The sequence below is a fragment of the Staphylococcus sp. GDX7P312P genome, from assembly GCF_008385775.1.
Lineage (GTDB): Bacteria > Bacillota > Bacilli > Staphylococcales > Staphylococcaceae > Staphylococcus > Staphylococcus haemolyticus.
In genome coordinates, this window is the sequence record NZ_VUKI01000005.1 from 121,286 (window position 1) to 137,911 (window position 16,626).

The 16,626-nt window shown below is 32.5% G+C and carries 18 protein-coding genes; 6 read left to right on the forward strand and 12 right to left on the reverse strand.

The genetic code is table 11. The features are described from left to right. Nucleotides 1–24: 24 nt before the first annotated feature. The 4 genes from F1592_RS02360 to hutG form a co-directional block, all read right to left on the reverse strand. Nucleotides 25–906 carry an SDR family oxidoreductase gene (locus F1592_RS02360; RefSeq protein WP_037535877.1) on the reverse strand — a complete coding sequence of 294 codons (882 nt, stop codon included), beginning with the start codon at nucleotides 904–906 and terminating at the stop codon, nucleotides 25–27. A 119-nt stretch (nucleotides 907–1,025) separates the two neighbouring features. After that, nucleotides 1,026–2,162: an amidohydrolase gene (locus F1592_RS02365; RefSeq protein WP_053016615.1), complete on the reverse strand. Its 1,137-nt coding sequence runs from the start codon at nucleotides 2,160–2,162 to the stop codon at nucleotides 1,026–1,028. After that, on the reverse strand, nucleotides 2,159–3,340 hold the full coding sequence (locus F1592_RS02370) for a SulP family inorganic anion transporter (protein ID WP_188294664.1): 1,182 nt from the start codon (nucleotides 3,338–3,340) through the stop codon (nucleotides 2,159–2,161). Before F1592_RS02370 ends, F1592_RS02365 begins: the two co-directional genes overlap by 4 nt. 189 nt (nucleotides 3,341–3,529) lie before the next feature. Further along, on the reverse strand, nucleotides 3,530–4,465 hold the full coding sequence (gene hutG / locus F1592_RS02375; protein ID WP_053016614.1) for a formimidoylglutamase: 936 nt from the start codon (nucleotides 4,463–4,465) through the stop codon (nucleotides 3,530–3,532). A 255-nt stretch (nucleotides 4,466–4,720) separates the two neighbouring features. On the opposite strand from hutG, the gene sdpC reads away from it, so the two are divergent. Beyond that, nucleotides 4,721–5,812, forward strand: a complete 1,092-nt coding sequence (sdpC, locus tag F1592_RS02380) for a peptidoglycan release complex CPBP-like subunit SdpC (RefSeq protein ID WP_149809418.1) — start codon at nucleotides 4,721–4,723, stop codon at nucleotides 5,810–5,812. A 97-nt stretch (nucleotides 5,813–5,909) separates the two neighbouring features. Here sdpC and F1592_RS02385 read toward each other — a convergent pair whose 3' ends face one another. Then, the gene (locus F1592_RS02385; protein ID WP_053016612.1) at nucleotides 5,910–6,602 is read right to left on the reverse strand and encodes a ribose 5-phosphate isomerase A; all 693 of its coding nucleotides are present in this window, start codon (nucleotides 6,600–6,602) and stop codon (nucleotides 5,910–5,912) included. Between the two features lie 161 nt (nucleotides 6,603–6,763). Between F1592_RS02385 and F1592_RS02390 the strand changes: the two genes are divergently transcribed. Beyond that, complete coding sequence (locus F1592_RS02390; protein WP_149809417.1) at nucleotides 6,764–7,417, forward strand: MOSC domain-containing protein; 654 nt, start codon at nucleotides 6,764–6,766, stop codon at nucleotides 7,415–7,417. A 68-nt stretch (nucleotides 7,418–7,485) separates the two neighbouring features. Here the strand turns inward: F1592_RS02390 and F1592_RS02395 are convergent, their stop codons facing one another. From F1592_RS02395 to F1592_RS02410, 4 genes are all read right to left on the reverse strand, one after another. Further along, nucleotides 7,486–8,496: an aldose epimerase family protein gene (locus tag F1592_RS02395; protein ID WP_053016610.1), complete on the reverse strand. Its 1,011-nt coding sequence runs from the start codon at nucleotides 8,494–8,496 to the stop codon at nucleotides 7,486–7,488. A 30-nt stretch (nucleotides 8,497–8,526) separates the two neighbouring features. Then, on the reverse strand, nucleotides 8,527–8,853 hold the full coding sequence (locus F1592_RS02400) for a YnfA family protein (protein WP_011275042.1): 327 nt from the start codon (nucleotides 8,851–8,853) through the stop codon (nucleotides 8,527–8,529). Between the two features lie 202 nt (nucleotides 8,854–9,055). After that, nucleotides 9,056–9,805: a hypothetical protein gene (locus F1592_RS02405; RefSeq protein ID WP_053018354.1), complete on the reverse strand. Its 750-nt coding sequence runs from the start codon at nucleotides 9,803–9,805 to the stop codon at nucleotides 9,056–9,058. Continuing rightward, on the reverse strand, nucleotides 9,798–9,995 hold the full coding sequence (locus F1592_RS02410; RefSeq protein ID WP_037535858.1) for a helix-turn-helix transcriptional regulator: 198 nt from the start codon (nucleotides 9,993–9,995) through the stop codon (nucleotides 9,798–9,800). Before F1592_RS02410 ends, F1592_RS02405 begins: the two co-directional genes overlap by 8 nt. 213 nt (nucleotides 9,996–10,208) lie before the next feature. Here F1592_RS02410 and F1592_RS02415 point away from each other — a divergent pair, with 213 nt between their 5' ends. Together F1592_RS02415 and gltS are read left to right on the forward strand one after the other, a co-directional pair. Continuing rightward, complete coding sequence (locus tag F1592_RS02415) at nucleotides 10,209–10,817, forward strand: DNA-3-methyladenine glycosylase (RefSeq protein ID WP_011275039.1); 609 nt, start codon at nucleotides 10,209–10,211, stop codon at nucleotides 10,815–10,817. Nucleotides 10,818–11,104: 287 nt separating this feature from the next. After that, a complete protein-coding gene (gene gltS, locus F1592_RS02420; RefSeq protein WP_053016608.1) occupies nucleotides 11,105–12,316 on the forward strand; it encodes a sodium/glutamate symporter in 1,212 nt (403 codons plus the stop codon). 108 nt (nucleotides 12,317–12,424) lie between these two features. Here the strand turns inward: gltS and fni are convergent, their stop codons facing one another. Together fni and corA are read right to left on the reverse strand one after the other, a co-directional pair. Beyond that, complete coding sequence (fni, locus tag F1592_RS02425) at nucleotides 12,425–13,474, reverse strand: type 2 isopentenyl-diphosphate Delta-isomerase (protein WP_053016607.1); 1,050 nt, start codon at nucleotides 13,472–13,474, stop codon at nucleotides 12,425–12,427. A 43-nt stretch (nucleotides 13,475–13,517) separates the two neighbouring features. Next, the gene (gene corA, locus F1592_RS02430; protein ID WP_053018355.1) at nucleotides 13,518–14,465 is read right to left on the reverse strand and encodes a magnesium/cobalt transporter CorA; all 948 of its coding nucleotides are present in this window, start codon (nucleotides 14,463–14,465) and stop codon (nucleotides 13,518–13,520) included. A 120-nt stretch (nucleotides 14,466–14,585) separates the two neighbouring features. Here corA and F1592_RS02435 point away from each other — a divergent pair, with 120 nt between their 5' ends. Together F1592_RS02435 and F1592_RS02440 are read left to right on the forward strand one after the other, a co-directional pair. Then, nucleotides 14,586–15,062 (forward strand): thioesterase family protein, encoded by a 477-nt coding sequence (locus F1592_RS02435; RefSeq protein ID WP_053016605.1) that lies wholly within the window; start codon nucleotides 14,586–14,588, stop codon nucleotides 15,060–15,062. Nucleotides 15,063–15,064: 2 nt separating this feature from the next. Next, nucleotides 15,065–15,460, forward strand: a complete 396-nt coding sequence (locus F1592_RS02440) for a hypothetical protein (protein ID WP_053016604.1) — start codon at nucleotides 15,065–15,067, stop codon at nucleotides 15,458–15,460. 185 nt (nucleotides 15,461–15,645) lie between these two features. Here F1592_RS02440 and F1592_RS02445 read toward each other — a convergent pair whose 3' ends face one another. Next, complete coding sequence (locus F1592_RS02445) at nucleotides 15,646–16,545, reverse strand: alpha/beta hydrolase fold domain-containing protein (RefSeq protein WP_053016603.1); 900 nt, start codon at nucleotides 16,543–16,545, stop codon at nucleotides 15,646–15,648. Nucleotides 16,546–16,626: the final 81 nt, after the last annotated feature.

Genomic DNA, 16,626 nt, shown 5'->3' on the forward strand with positions numbered 1-16,626 from the left:
CGTTGGATTTATATTCTGAGATATTTAATTGATTTGGATGCCACCTGTGACGCCAAAAACTTGACCAGTCGTATAACTTGAATCCTCTGAAGCAAGTAATACATATGTGCCTGAAAGCTCTACAGGTTGACCGGCTCTACCTAATGGCGTGTCTTGACCAAATTGAGGAATCGCTGATTGTGGTTGACCACCTGTTATTTGAAGTGGAGACCAAAATGGACCAGGTGCTACACAATTAACGCGAATACCCTGCTCCCCTAATTGCTCAGAGAAACTTTTTGTTAATGAGATAATCGCTGCTTTTGATGCTGCATAATCATGAATCAATGGATTTGGATTATAACCTTGAACGGATGATGTTGTAGTGATTGACGCACCAGGTTGTAAATAATCCAATGCTTTTTGAATTGTCCAGAATACTGGATATACGTTTGTTTCAAACGTTTCTTTAAAAGATTGTGTATCGAACTCTTCTAATTTATCGTGATACTGTTGATGGCCTGCTACTAATGTCACATTGTCTAAACCACCTAATTCTTTATACGCTTGTTCAACTAAATCATAGTTAAATTGTTCATCACGAATATCTCCAGGTATTAATACAGCTTTACGTCCTGCTTTTTCAATGACAGCTTTAACTTCTTGAGCATCTTGTTCTTCACTTGGAAGATAGTTTATTGCAACGTCTGCCCCTTCTTTGGCATATGCAATCGCTGCTGCACGTCCTATTGCTGAGTCTCCTCCTGTTACAAGCATTTTATAATCTAACAATCGGTTATGACCTTCATACGATGTTTCACCACAGTCAGGTTGTGGTGTTAGTTCAGATTGAAGTCCAGGTAGTTCTTGTTCTTGTTTTTCATAATCAGATGTTTTAAATTTTGTTCTTGGATCTTGTGCACCCATTATTTACTCATCTCCTAAAACATGTTTAGTGTCTGTTTACCCATTCATCATGCTTTTTAAATCACATTTTAAAAATTGTAATATAGCTACACAAATCAAACTCTTAAATGAAACATCGATTATTCATTGAATGCTGTGTCGTCAAGCAATTGATAAATCAACGTTATAAAGTACTCAGGGACTTTCTCAAGTATACGCTCATCTGGATCAAACTTTGGATGATGTAAATCGTATTTACTATTAGAACCAATAAACGCAAATACCCCTGGATGGTTAGCTAGTAAACCAGAAAAATCTTCGCCAATGGTATATGGATTCTCTAATTCTATGATTTGATAACCTACCTTTTGAGCAGCTTCCTTAGCTTGCTCAGTTAAGTATGCATCATTAAAAACCGTTCCTGGCAGCTTAGTATATATAACTTCTATATCGACATTGAACAATGCCTCTAATCCTTTAGCAATCTCTTTAAATCGTTGTTCTATATAATTTTGAACCTCTGGCTTAAATGAGCGCACTGTACCTTGGACATATGCTTGGTCAGCAATCACATTCCATGTATTCCCAGACGATACTTCTCCAATAGTTACTACAGCACTATCAAAAGCTGATAGATTTCGACTTACAATCGTTTGTAAACTTGTTATTAATTGACCAAGTACCATGACTGGATCATTACCTTGTTCTGGTTTAGCAGCATGTGCACCTTTACCGTGAATTTTAAATTCAAAACGGTCTACTGCCGATGTGATTGGTCCAGATTTAATTGCAAATTCTCCAATATTTAAAGTTGGATAGTTATGGAAACCTAATATCGCTTTAACATCGTCTAATACATCCGTCTCTGCAATCGCTTTGGCACCATATCCCGTTTCTTCTGCAGGTTGAAATATAAATTTCACGCGCCCTTTAAGCTTATCTTCTTGTTCTTTTAAATTTGTAGCAATGGCTAGAATACTTGCCATATGAATATCATGACCACACGCATGCATCACACCTTCATTTGTTGAGGTGAATTCATGTTCAACTTGCTCTGTAATTGGTAAAGCATCTATGTCTGTACGAACAGCAATACAAGGTTCACCATGTCCTATTTCAGCTATAAGCCCTGTTTCTAAAGGATAATCTATGATTTTTATATCAAAAGTTTGTAATATACGTTTTAATCGCTTAGTTGTTTCATATTCTTTCTGAGATACTTCAGGAAATTGGTGAAATGTGCGTCTCCATTTAACATAATCATTGTAAGTTGTCATAGCGACGGTCTTCCTTTCTTTGTAAAAATAAAGTGAATGACATAATAAATAAGTGTGCCTATAACGACACCTATAGCTAAATTGTGTGACATTAATATTAAAATAATCGTTATGCACATTACGATACTATGCTTTATAGGTGCTTCTTTTAAATGTTTAAACGTACGTCTATCAAATGTATTCATTGATATTGTAATTAATACCGAAGCCAACACTGCCATAGGAATAAAACCTACAATCGGACCTAAAATAACGACGCATGAGAGAAGAAATAATCCTGTAACGAATGTGGCTAATCGCGTAGTAGCACCCATTTTAAAATTAAATTTTGATTGACCTACTAAGGCGCTTGAACCATATCCACCTAATAACCCGACAAACAAATTAGCTAACCCTTGACCAATGACTTCTCGGTCTTTATTGGAGTGAGTTTGTGTAATTACATCCATCATTTCATTTGTAAGATTTGTTTGTACTACGGAAATAATAGACATGGTTAATGCATATAAAGTAATAATACTTAATGCATGTAAGTTTAAAAGTTCTGTATAAACAGAAATTTTAGGAAAGGTAAGTCGAATTTCTGCTAAATCGTGGACTAATTGAACATTCGGTTTAAGAAAATAACTTGCTATAGTCACGACGATTATAGCTATAAGCGGAGCTGGCATAAATCGAATAAATGTTGAAGATAAATAAATTATTAGAAATGTAGCGATTGCTACTAAATAAGTCGCAGTAGTTATACCAAAAATATATTTTATTTGCGTTGTAAGTAATAGAATGCCCAATGCATTCATAAAGCCAATAACAACAGTATCTGGAATATGATTAAGGATCTTATCTATGTGACACATGCCAAAGATAATTAGAATGATGCCCATTATAAGTGTGGCCATAATTAAGTAATGAATATTGTATTGTTCTACTAGTGGTGCACCTACTATCGAAATACCACTACTTGGTCCAGACACCATACTTATTCGTTCTCCAAGAAAGCTAATGAATAACATCATTAATCCACAACTCATTAACCCTATCGTAGGACTGATATGAACAATAAATGAGAAAGCTATAGCCACAGGGAGTAGTGCTAAACCCATTAAGATACCTGCCATTATATTTTGCGAGATATCTCCAAGCCATTGTTGCTTATAACTTAACCGCTTCATCACCATCCATTACCTCCCTAATTATTTATATCGTAACATAATTGTCAAACTTTTCTATCAATTAAAAGTAATTAAAAAAGTAGAACAGAATTCAACGCGAATTCAACGTTCTACTCTTTCATGTTTGAATTTAATTTTAAAGATTATCGTTATCTTCTAATTTCAGAGTCATATACGACAATTTAATTCTACTTTTTAAACTAGGAAATGGTGAATTAGATTCGCCGCTAACTTTGACGTACGATTATCAACATCATAGTCTGGGTTAGTTTCTGCAATACTAATTGATGATACCTTATCGCTTAATATTACACGCTTACTTATTTCAAATACGGAATGAGGATATAATCCTAATACACTAGGTGAACTTACACCAGGCGCGAATGCACTGTCAATAACATCCATACATATGGTAAACATAATCGTATCATGATCATGAATAAATCTTTCTATTTTATCTTTAATAGTCGGTGACACTTGATGTAAAAGTTCGTCCGCATACACATAAATAATATTATTATCTTTTGCATAATCATATAACGCACGCGTATTACCACCTTGAGCCAAGCCTAAAACTAGATAATCGACATTTTCGTCATTATCTAAAATTTCTCGGAACATAGTGCCAGATGTAGGTGGCTCATCAGGACGTGTGTCAAAATGAGCATCAATATTGATAATTCCAATTGAAGCATCTGAATAGACTTCTCTAGTAGCCAAATATTGTGCATATGCAATATCATGGCCACCTCCAATTAAAAAAGCCTGTTTATGTTGCTTAATAACTTTAGCAGACAATTGTGCCATCTCTTTTTGCGTTTCTCTAAGATGATTACTTGTATGTTCAACATTACCGTAATCAATCAACATTTCGCACTCACTTAAATCTGGAAGTTTCGCGAATTCATGTTTTATGATATCTGGTCCCTTCCTTGATCCGATTCTACCTTTATTGTTTTCAACACCTTTATCAACGGCATATCCTAAGAGACCAACACCTGTCTTATCACTTACGTTTTCCATATTTTCCAAATTAGCGAACTTTACTGTTTGAAAATGTCTAAACTGTTTAGGATCTGTTTCACTATCCAAACGACCAGTCCATAGTTTTGGATTACCTTGTGTATACATTATGTTGCCCCCTATTTATTTACTCTATAGCATTATCTTACATCATAATGAGATTTATCGTTACCATTTGTTTATATTTATGATTACCCTTTTCAAATTAATTTAAGACATTAAAAATTGTTTTCAATCATATAAAAATAATTCAAGACTATTACATTTTAATGATATTTAAAATGGACAATTTATTTATGGCCTTGTAATATGTATAATATTAAAGAAAGAGTTTTTACGGTTACCCTAATGGAGGTTACATAAATGAAGACGAATCGTATATCAGGATTTCAATGGGCGTTAACTATCTTCGTATTCTTCGTTGTCACGATGGCGCTATCATTAATCCTACGAGATTTTCAAGCATCAGTAGGTATTAAACGTTTTGTATTTGATATTACTGATCTTGCACCGTTTATCGCAGCAATTGTTTGTATTATTGCATTTAAAGATAAACGTGCTCAATTAGCTGGATTAAAATTTTCAGTTGATATTAGAGTCATTGAACGTATATTACTAGCATTGATTTTACCGCTAGTTATTTTCATGATTGGCATGTTTAGTTTTAACACATTTGCCGATAGTTTTATTTTATTACAAGCAACTGATTTATCTGTATCAGTTCCTACAATTATTATTGGTCATATTTTAATGGCATTTTTTGCGGAGTTTGGATTCCGTTCTTATTTACAAAATATTGTAGAAAACAAAGTTAATACATTTTTCGCTTCAATCATTGTCGGTTTGATTTATTCTATATGGGCCGCTAACACGACATATGGAATGGAATATGCAGGATACCATTTCCTTTATACTTTCATGTTCTCAATTATTATTGGTGAACTCATACGCGCAACTAAAGGACGTACGATATATATCGCTCTCTTATTCCATGCAACAATGTCATTTGCACAAGTATTCTTATTTAGTGAAGAAACTGGCGACCTATTCTCAATGAAAGTTATCGCATTAAGTACGACGTTAGTCGGCATTATCTTTATCATTTTAAGTTTAATTATTAGATTTATTGTTTATAAAACAACTAATCGTTCACTTGATGAAGTTGAACCTAATAATTATTTAGACCATATGAATGATGACGATACATCTACTTCAAATGAAACAAAGTCTGAAGATCATGAACATAACGATAAAAAAGATAGCTTCACTGAGAGTCAACTTAATGAAGATCATGCTGAACATAAATCACAGTCTGAGAATCAAACTGATTCTTCAAATGATAAACTTAAAGAGAACACATCTTATAAAGAAGATAGACGTTCATCTGTAGTTGATGATGCTAAGGATGAAATAGATCAAATGAAAGATACATCTAGTCATAAAACTGAGAATTAAACCTTATATTACGCCTTCTTTAGAAGGCTAAGTGCACATACAAATAGCCAGAAAATGAATTTTTCTTAGTTCATTTTCTGGCTTATTTTTATTTATTTTAGTTAGATTTGTTTATGAATTTAACGCCATCTTGTGTACCTACTATAACTTGATCTGTTATATCTAAAAAATATCCAGTTTCTAAGACGCCTGTTAGATGAATTAAATACTCATGAAATTGATATGGATCAATCTGTTTATTTAACTGACAATCTAAAATGTAATTGCCATTATCCGTTATAAATGGAACATCATCACTCATTCGACGCTCTGTAATAATATCATCATAAGCTTCAATTTTTTTAGTGATATGGAACCAATTGAACTTATCCACCTCTACTGGCAGTTTGAAACTTTCACCTAAGTAATTTACGAGCTTGCTTTCATCTGCTAAAACTACAAAACGATGAGCCATTTCATCTATTACTTTTTCGCGAAATAGCGCTCCACCACCGCCTTTAATTAAATTGAGATTATCATCCACTTCATCAGCACCATCAATTGCTAAATCAACATGACCAACATCATTAATATCAACAACATTAATATCTAATTTTTTTGCAATAAATGCACTTTTATTAGAAGTACACACGCCAGTGATATTTAATTGTTCTTTGTGAATTCTTTCAGCGAGCTTTGGAATAAGCAATTCAATAGTACTACCCGTTCCAATTCCTAGCACCATATTATCTTCAATTTGAGCTACAGCATCATCTACTGTCATGATTTTAAGTTCTTTAGAATCTTTCATTTAACTGTGACCCCTTTTCAAATATACTCACTCATTATTTTACATGACGTTCAAACAAATACCTAGTTCAATATCGGAAATTATTTTATCATTTTTCTTATATTTTAATTATTAATATAGTAGAATTTTTCTTAACACTTTAATTAAGGGGGGCAATTAATATGATTTCAGTATGTGCAATTTCAGTAGGACAAATTAAACAATTAGATTACGGTCAAAAGAGAGAAATGTTGTCCGCTTTGAATAAATCTCCTATTTCTGAAACAATGTGGTTATCAAGAACTGGATTTGTTGAAGATGAACAGGCATATAAAGACCATGGTGGTCCACATAAAGCAGTATGCTGTTTTAGCAAATCTCATTATCAAATGTATAAAAATGATTTAAATACGCTTCCTGATTACGCAATGTTTGGTGAAAATTTAACTTTGGAAAATTTAGATGAAGCAGACTTGTTCTTTGGAAATCAATATCGTTTAGGTGAAGCAATTTTAGAGGTATCTGAAATAAGAGAACCTTGTTGGAAAATTCAAACAAAGTACGGTATAAAAGACTTAGTTAAAAGAATGTCTACTAGTGGAAAAACAGGCTTCTATTTTCGAGTGTTACAAGAAGGATATGTAGATCAAGATGATGATTTAGAATTAATTCAGTTGGCAGATGAAGCATCTCGACTTTCTGTACAAGAGCTTAACGATATTTACTATAATGATCGCAAAAATGTATCTCGACTGAAGTATGCGCTACAAAATCCATATTTATCTGAAATGCGTTTAGCTAAATTACAAAAGTTATATGATAATGCAATAAAATAAACTCTATTTAGCATAAGATAAAGCGGATAAATCGTACTGACGATGTACCCGCTTTAATGTTTTTTACTTTATTTTTCTGATATATGATAAATTGTTTTAGAATAAAAATGCTCGTTAGCTTTTAAAATAGAGTGTGCTTTATTACCATACAAATTAATATCATTAGGTAAAAATTGTGTTTCTAGAGATATACCTGAATGTGGTTTATAAATATTAAAATCACTATCCCAATCTTTCGTATCATTAAATGTATAGATGACAACGTTTGGCATAGATGACGTAACATCTAATTGAAACTCATCATTTTCAATGAAAAATTGTTGATTTCCAACATCAAAAGGGTGATCTAATCCATTTCTAGAACCAATTTGCTCTTTAAGTAGTTCATTATCAGAGTTAAAAATATCACTAAAAGATATACTGTTTGTTTTAAAGATAGCTAACAAATCAATTGAACTAGTATTTTCAATAAGGTTGTTTCGATCAATTGGATACATATTTAATTGCTCACTCTTAATTTTATGATTATCTATAACATTATTGTCTCTATTCAAATTAAAATAAACATGATTAGTTGGATTAAATAATGTATCTTGATTTGTCTGTGCTTCATATTCTACTGTCCAACGGTGTTCGACGTCATAAGTATGTATCACTTTAATAGTCATATCCCCTGGATACCCATCTTCCATTGACTTTAGTTGAACTGTAAAAGTAACCTTAATATTCGTGATATTATCTTGAATGTCGTAATTAAAAAGTCTTTTATCTAAACCATTACTGCCACCATGAAGGTGATGTACGTTATTATTAGCTTCTAATTGATATTCCTCATCGTTCAAATGAAATTCGGCATTTCCAATACGTCCAGCGTAGCGACCGATAGTAGCACCGAAATGATACGGATTTGATGGATAAAACTCATCCGCTTCAACTCTATTGCCTAATACAATGTTGTTATCATGGTACTTCCATGATACGATGCGCGCACCGAAATTTGTGAATACAATATTGGTTTCATCGTTGTCAATTTTAATTAAGTCAATACCATGTCTTTGCTTTTCTACTTCAACTATCATTACTTACGTCTCCCTCTTAAACACGCTTAATCAGGTTCTGCTCGGTAATATCATAACGCATACACCAATAATACAGATGCATGCTCCAATTAAATCGTACTTATCAGGTGCTTGTTTATCGACAATATACGCCCAAATTAAGCTCATTACAATAAACACGCCACCATAAGCAGCATAAACACGACCGAAAGTTGGAAACGACTGGAATGTTGCAATGACACCATACATCATTAATATAACGCCACCTATAAATCCCAACCAACTTGATTGTCCTTCCCTTAACCACAACCAAATTAGATAGCCACCACCAATTTCACAGAGACCTGCTAATAAAAAGATAAAGATTGAATAGAGCATTGAAATGACCTCCAACTTGTAATAAAGTTATCCTCATTGTATCAATGCAATGATACCTTTATCTATTTAAATTTTAAGCACTGACTTTTTCACATACATATTGTTACACTTTTTTTATTAATATTCCATAGATTTTATATAAATTAAAAAATGAAAACGCTATCTATTAAAATTTTTAATAGACAGCGTTTGCGTAACACTTTTATTCATGAAGTGTGCTGCGAATTTGTTTGTTTTTAAGCTTGAGAATCAATAATTCAACGACAATGACTATGATTGTAATGAAAGCAGCCAATGGCATTTGTTGCATGATTAATTCGATGATTATATCAATGATACACACAATAGTTAATCCGATTGTCATCCAGATAAAATTAGTTGCATGTACTTTTAATATGACTAATTTCTGTTGTTCATCTGCATATCTATAATTTGGGATTAAATCTATTACACCTTTAGGTGACGCACCACGATTCTCTATGGTAGGGGTATCCATTTCTGTATATTTAATTCGCTTATCATCAAACATACATAGTGCGACAACTACACCTACTCCTAAAATAAGCCCACTCGGTTCAAACACCCATTCATAGTTACTTGTATGATTAATGTTCGGTGTTATTATGTTAGCGATGAGAACCATATAAACTATCCACAGAATAAGATAAACAATTCTTTTTAATTTAGAATGACGATTTAGTTTTGATTTATCGCTAAAGTCATGTACATAAATATGAATATCATCAACTGTTTCTGAATGAATTGTTAATTTACAAACAATAACAATTAAAAGTAATAAACTACCAATAAAAAATGGTGAAAGAAATTGCCGTTGCAAGTCGTTGAACATTGCAAAAGCAATGATGGCACATAAGAAATTTAAACTTAAAATGCCAAGTTTAGCTTGCAATGTAATTTTTTCTACTTGCAAAGCTTCATCATTTTTAGTCATTCTCTACCTCCCAGAATAAATCATTCAAAGTAACACCTAGCGTCTTAGCTATATTAATACATAATTTTAATGATGGATTATACTTATCATTCTCTATCATGTTAATGGTTTGACGTGATACTCCAACTGATCGTGCAAGTTCTAATTGCGAAATCTTCTTCGCACCACGATAAACTTTAACTTTATTCATATCTCCACACTTCTTTCAACATCCCATATTATTCATCATAACGATATAATGCCAATATCGTCAAATATATATGACACTTATATTTAAGTCTTTAAATTCTTGGTTAATTTCAATTATAATTGCAATCATAATATATTTTAATCCTGTTATACCAGTCTAAGCATCAGCTTTAATTATCAGTTATTAAATTTTCAAGAGAAGGAAGGTGTTCATGTGGATTTTGTCTCAAGACCAACGACTGAAACCGCTAAAGCGTTATTAGGTGTCAAAGTCATATATGAAGACGAATTTCAAACGTATAGTGGCTATATTGTTGAAACAGAAGCTTATTTAGGTTTTACAGATCGAGCGGCTCATGGATTTGGAGGTAAGCAAACGCCAAAAGTGACTTCACTTTATAAAAGAGGCGGCACCATTTACGGACATGTGATGCACACACATTTATTAGTGAATTTCGTAACTCAAAACGAAGGTGTCCCTGAAGGAGTACTGATTCGAGCTATTGAACCTTTAGATGGCATTGAAATGATGAAACATAATCGTAATAAGTCAGGATATGAATTAACAAATGGACCCGGAAAATGGACAAAAGCGTTTAATATACCTAGAGCAATTGATGGTGCCACATTAAATGATTGTCGCTTATCCATTGATACTAAACACCGTAAATACCCTAGGGACATTGTTGAAAGTGCTAGAATTGGAATACCGAATAAAGGCGACTGGACTAATAAACCGTTGCGATACACAGTTAAAGGTAATCCATTTGTTTCACATATACGTAAATCAGACTGCCTAAATCCAGATGAAACTTGGAAATAAAGAAAATAGACATTCTAGAAATCTTATTCCTTAGAATGGGCCTTTATGACTATTTCTAAATTGTTTAATATCAACAGATCTATTTTCATAGATATTACAAATTAATATTCCAATTCGTTTTTTATCTTTTTATAAACTTATTAAAATTCCGTATTATATTAAAACTATAATACCTATCCTAGAAATCTATATTTTTTATATGTATAATGTTATATATGGGGATTTGTAGCACTTACAAGAAGTGCTATTTTAAATTTTTAAACTCGTTTATAAAGGGGGCTATAAAAATGGAAATAGATGCGGTCACAACACTATGTCTTGCCTGTCTTTTATTTTTACTAGGTGAATTCGTCGTCAAGCACGTTTCATTTTTACAAAGAATTTGTATACCACCTCCCGTTATAGGAGGATTATTATTTGCAATTCTAGTTGCAGTCTTAGATACCTTAAATATTATTCAAATTAAATTAGATGCTAGCTTTATTCAAGATTTCTTCATGATGGTATTCTTCACTACTATTGGATTAGGTGCATCTTTTAAATTATTTAAAATTGGTGGGAAAGTTTTAATACTTTACTTTGTATGCTGTGCATTTCTGGCAATATGCCAAAATTTCATTGGTATCTCATTAGCTAAAGTATTACATATTAAACCATTGTTAGGTTTAACAGCTGGTTCAATGTCAATGGAAGGTGGACATGGGAATGCAGCGGCTTATGGTAAAACGCTCGAAGAAAGTTTTAATATTGATTCAGCTATCACAGCTGCACTTGCAGCAGCAACTTTAGGTTTAGTATTTGGTGGATTAATTGGTGGACCATTAGTAAAGGCACTCATTAAACGCTATAACCTAAAACCTGAAAATAGCGATGATTCGTTTAAAGATTATAGTAAAGTAGAATCTAATGAAGTGCTACATCGTAAATATCAACCTACACAAGTATTTTTTATACAATTAACAATTATCGCACTGTGCATGTCAGTAGGTATATGGATAGGCGATCAATTTTCTAATTTAACTGGTCAAAGTTTACCTATGTATGTAGGCTCAATGTTTGTAGCAGTTGCAATTCGCAATGTATCGGAATATGCGAACATACAACTCATCGATTTAAAACTGAATGATCAAATTGGTGATGTGGCTCTAGGCTTATTCTTATCACTAGCATTGATGAGTATTCAACTTACTCAAGTGTATTCACTTGCATTACCTCTTATCGCTATCGTTTTAGTTCAAGTCGTATTTATTTCATTATTTGCATTCTTTATACTATTTAGAGTGCTTGGTAAAGACTATGATGCTGCTGTTATGGCTGGTGGGTTTATAGGTCATGGTTTAGGGGCTACACCAAACGCGATGGCAAATTTAGATGTAATTACTAAAAAATATGGTAGTTCACCAAAATCATATCTTGTCGTTCCTATAGTTGGAGCCTTCTTAATTGACTTAGCAGGTGTACCTATCGTTATGGGCTTTATGAATATTTTTGGAAACTAAAGTTTTATATTATGCATTATAAAAAAGCAAGTTGGGAGTCCAAACTCTCAACTTGCTTTATTTGTGTAATTTATTAATGCGAATTATGGTTGAATAACCTATTCAATATTACCCTCTATGAATGTCTAAACCACGTTGTTCAATCCATGACATTAACTTATGGTCGAAAACGAACTTACTTTGTTTTAATTCACTAATATCTCGCGCATTTAACATTGTCATAATTGATTTCGTATGTTCAATAAATGACTCAACATATTCAATCGTTGTCGTAATGCCCCCATTTTCAACTTGATTTAAGAATGGTCGAGACATACCTACAGCTTTAGCACCTAATGCTAGGCTCTTAACAACATCTAGAGGTGTACGTACACCACCACTAGCAAAGACATTAAGTGAATCTTGATAAGCTGAACTTTCAAGCAATGACTCTACAGTTGACTGTCCCCAATTTGCAAGATAGTCCATATCTTTATTTGAACGACGCTCATTTTCAATTGTGACAAAGTTTGTTCCACCTTTACCACTTACATCAACGTATGTAACACCAACATCAATTAAATCTTTATATAATTCTTTGCTCATGCCGAAGCCAACTTCTTTAATAATAACTGGAACATCAACACGTTGAACAATAGCTGCTACATTATCTAACCAATTCGAGAATTCACGATTTCCTTCAGGCATCACAAGTTCTTGTGGTGCGTTCACATGAATTTGTAAAGCCTGTGCATCTAATAAACTAACCGCTTCTACGGCTCTATCTACAGGAACATCGGCACCAACATTACTAAAAATTATACCTTCTGGATTGGTTTGACGTGCAATACTGAATGATTCCGCCATTTTAGGATTTCTCAAAGCGGCATGTGTAGAGCCTACAGCCATTGCTAATCCAGTTTCTCTAGCGACAACTGCAAGCTTCTCATTAATTTGTTTTGTCCATTCACTGCCGCCTGTCATCGCATTTATATAAATAGGATATGTCATATCAAAATCTGTTGTTCGACTTGTTAAGTCTACTTCATCTACATTTATGCTAGGGATTGAATGATGCACGAATCTTACTCGATCAAAGTCTGATTGAGGTGCATCACTTTGAGCCATTGCTATTTCAACATGTTCATTTTTCCTCTGTTCTCTTTGAAAGTCACTCATCTTTGTACCTACCTTTGCTTAAATTAATAAAGTTTCAATTATATTAGAACCATTTTTTTCTTTTGAAAAAGATAATCAATGCAATAGCTATAATTAACATGACGATCATACAAATTGGATAACTATATTGCCATTTAAGTTCTGGCATATATTCGAAATTCATGCCATAGACACCTGCAATAAATGTTAAAGGTGAGAAAATGACTGAAACCAATGTTAATACTTGCATGATACTATTCATTCGAAATGATGAATAAGATTCGAAGTTCTCTCTTATTTCATTAGCCATCTCCTGTGATGTTCTTATGATATTATTTTGCTTTATTAGATGGTCATCGATATGTTGAATATACATCGAATGCTTACTATCTACAATCAAATTACCTTCAGTTTTAATTGTATTAACTAATTCTTGCATAGGGAATAATACCCTTTTAATTTTGATTAAATCAGATTTAATTTGAAAAACATTATCCATTATTTTTTTACTTTGAGTATCATCTACATGTGCATCTTCAAAGTTATATGTTTTATCCTCAATTGTATATACGAATTCAAAATATTTATCAACCATCATATCTAAAATATGTATCACTATATCTGCACAATCCAAGTCTGGATCATGATGTTGTGCATTCATTTTAGCCACTTCATTTAACGATTCAAAATGTTTGTGGTGATATGTAACAAGTACTCTCTCACTTAAAAATACATTTAAGGAAATTGGAGAAAAATCATCTTTGTACATACTGTGAAATACTAAATATTGATATGATTCATAGGATTTATATTTTACACGTGGCACACCTGTAATGGCGTCTTCTAACTCTAAATAGTTAAATTCAAATTGACTGATTAAATAATCATTCTCTGCTTGTGTTGCATTTTCAAAATCAAACCATACAATTGTTGCTGTTTTAGGAATCTCCTTCACACTATCAACTTGAGTGAGCGATTGATTTTTAGTTTGATATCGAATTGTCATAGTCATTGTTACGTTTACCTCCTACATAACCATACGTCTTTCATTCTACCATGAATTAAATCATGTGTATGTGTTATTTTTATTTAGTAAAATAGAACTATCAATATTTGAGCGAGGTCTTTAGTAATGAGTAATCCTGTAATTATTAATAAAGTGGTAGAAGCAAATCAAATTGATCATAACAACCACATGCATGACTCAGAATATAATAAAGTGTTTAGTGAAGCTGTAAATGAATTTAACTACACGCATGGACTTTCTTTAAAGGAACGTGAGGTACTTCAATACACAATGTTCACTTTAGAAGAACATACGACGTATCTAGCAGAGTTAACACTTAATTCAGCTTACCGAATCGAAGTTTATATTTATGATTATGATTATAAACGTGTACATTTCTTTTTAATGCTTTATACAGATGAAGATGAACTAGCTGCAACTAACGAAGTTATCATGATGGGAATTGATAGTAACAAACGTAAGTCTGCTCCTTTTCCAAGTGATTATCATCAAAACATTGCTAATTATTATAGTCAACAAGGTACTATTGATTGGCCTAAACAATTAGGTCATCAAATAGGAATACCTAAAAAGGAGAACTAAAAATGGTATCACAATTCCGCAATCAACTATTAGAATTATTATATGATTTAAATGATGAGCTTAAAGTAAACTTAATAGAACTCAATAGTACTAAACAATTATTTATGAATGGTCCCAGTCAGGAATTGCTTAAAAGAGCATTTAATATTAGTTATTATCAAGGACAGAAACAGGCTATTGAAGCATTACAAAATATCGTTGCATCAGAGGAAAATGAAGAAGTTTTGAAACGTTTATTAAATGACTATGCAAGTCAATTTGCGAACTTATCATCGAATTTAGTGAATTTGTTAAATCAACAAGACGTATCTCAAATAGATTTGGCACAAGGCATAGACAATTATTATCATAACTTAGGTCAACAAACGGTTATAACTAAAGTTCAAAATTTAATTTAAAAATTTAGAACAATGAAGTTATTCATATTTCATGATATGAAGTGACAGAAGACGAGAACTCATCTTCAACAAAAAGAACTGAGAATGACCAATTAAATGCCCTTCTCAGTTCAATTACCTACGTCATATCTGCTAAGTAGACTTAGAGTACTTTTTTTATCAAGCTATGTTTTGTTTGATGTTAATTATGCATCAATCGTCTTAGTGATTTGTTTAATTACTTTGTGTGACTCACGTATAGGGAATAAAGGGAAATCGTGGAACATTTTCGGATACTCAAAGAATTGAACTGGTTGTCCCTTTTCCTCCAAATTATATACAAAACGCTTCATATCTGGATGATAAATTTCTCTGCCACCACCGAATATAACGATAGGTGGTAAATCGTGTAGTTGTCCATAAATTGGTGATATTAATGGATTAGCTAGTGCTTCTCCTTGCGTCCATACATTGAATATACGTTGTAAACCATCCCTATTGACGAAACGGTCTTTATTGCTTAAATCCTCAGTAATTTCAGGATTAGTCAATGTTGCATCCAACATTGGTGAAAGTAGATAAACTTTATTAGGTAATGGTTGATAATTAGCCACAAGTTGTTGAACGTAACTTAGTGCTAATGCCCCCCCAGTACCATCTCCCATAATAACGATATGTTTGGCATCCACTTCTTCTAATAAAGATTGATATATCCCATCGATTGCTTTAAATGTGTCTTGAATATGGTGTTCTGGTGCTTTAGGATAAATTGGCAACACAACTTCATAAAGCGTACTAAGTGCAAGTTTATCCATAAATCTCCAATGAAATGGTGAGGGTTGTAACGTATTATAACCACCATGAATATAGAGAATTTTCTTTTTTGTTTCATGACGAAAGTTAAATCTAAATACTTGCATATCATCGTGTGACAACTTATCTAAATTAGATTTAACATTTAAACTTGAAGGTTGTTTATGTTTCGCTTGATTAATATCTTTTCTTTTATCCATGAACTTATCGAAATCTGAATCATTATCAAACATTATTGAACGATTGTGCAGTAAGTATCGATTGATGATTCGATTAACCATATGTGATCTCATAAAATTCTACCTACCTTAATTAATAATAAATTACTTAAACGTCATTACATTAAGCACAAAAAGCGATATAATGAAAACTAT

Bases quoted from the DNA above. Each gene is read 5' to 3' on its own strand.
- F1592_RS02360 (WP_037535877.1), bottom strand. From the start codon at position 906: ATGGGTGCACAAGATCCAAGAACAAAATTTAAAACATCTGATTATGAA.
- F1592_RS02365 (WP_053016615.1), bottom strand. From the start codon at position 2,162: ATGACAACTTACAATGATTATGTTAAATGGAGACGCACATTTCACCAA.
- F1592_RS02370 (WP_188294664.1), bottom strand. From the start codon at position 3,340: ATGGTGATGAAGCGGTTAAGTTATAAGCAACAATGGCTTGGAGATATC.
- hutG (WP_053016614.1), bottom strand. From the start codon at position 4,465: ATGTATACACAAGGTAATCCAAAACTATGGACTGGTCGTTTGGATAGT.
- sdpC (WP_149809418.1), top strand. From the start codon at position 4,721: ATGAAGACGAATCGTATATCAGGATTTCAATGGGCGTTAACTATCTTC.
- F1592_RS02385 (WP_053016612.1), bottom strand. From the start codon at position 6,602: ATGAAAGATTCTAAAGAACTTAAAATCATGACAGTAGATGATGCTGTA.
- F1592_RS02390 (WP_149809417.1), top strand. From the start codon at position 6,764: ATGATTTCAGTATGTGCAATTTCAGTAGGACAAATTAAACAATTAGAT.
- F1592_RS02395 (WP_053016610.1), bottom strand. From the start codon at position 8,496: ATGATAGTTGAAGTAGAAAAGCAAAGACATGGTATTGACTTAATTAAA.
- F1592_RS02400 (WP_011275042.1), bottom strand. From the start codon at position 8,853: ATGCTCTATTCAATCTTTATCTTTTTATTAGCAGGTCTCTGTGAAATT.
- F1592_RS02405 (WP_053018354.1), bottom strand. From the start codon at position 9,805: ATGACTAAAAATGATGAAGCTTTGCAAGTAGAAAAAATTACATTGCAA.
- F1592_RS02410 (WP_037535858.1), bottom strand. From the start codon at position 9,995: ATGAATAAAGTTAAAGTTTATCGTGGTGCGAAGAAGATTTCGCAATTA.
- gltS (WP_053016608.1), top strand. From the start codon at position 11,105: ATGGAAATAGATGCGGTCACAACACTATGTCTTGCCTGTCTTTTATTT.
- fni (WP_053016607.1), bottom strand. From the start codon at position 13,474: ATGAGTGACTTTCAAAGAGAACAGAGGAAAAATGAACATGTTGAAATA.
- corA (WP_053018355.1), bottom strand. From the start codon at position 14,465: ATGACTATGACAATTCGATATCAAACTAAAAATCAATCGCTCACTCAA.
- F1592_RS02435 (WP_053016605.1), top strand. From the start codon at position 14,586: ATGAGTAATCCTGTAATTATTAATAAAGTGGTAGAAGCAAATCAAATT.
- F1592_RS02440 (WP_053016604.1), top strand. From the start codon at position 15,065: ATGGTATCACAATTCCGCAATCAACTATTAGAATTATTATATGATTTA.
- F1592_RS02445 (WP_053016603.1), bottom strand. From the start codon at position 16,545: ATGAGATCACATATGGTTAATCGAATCATCAATCGATACTTACTGCAC.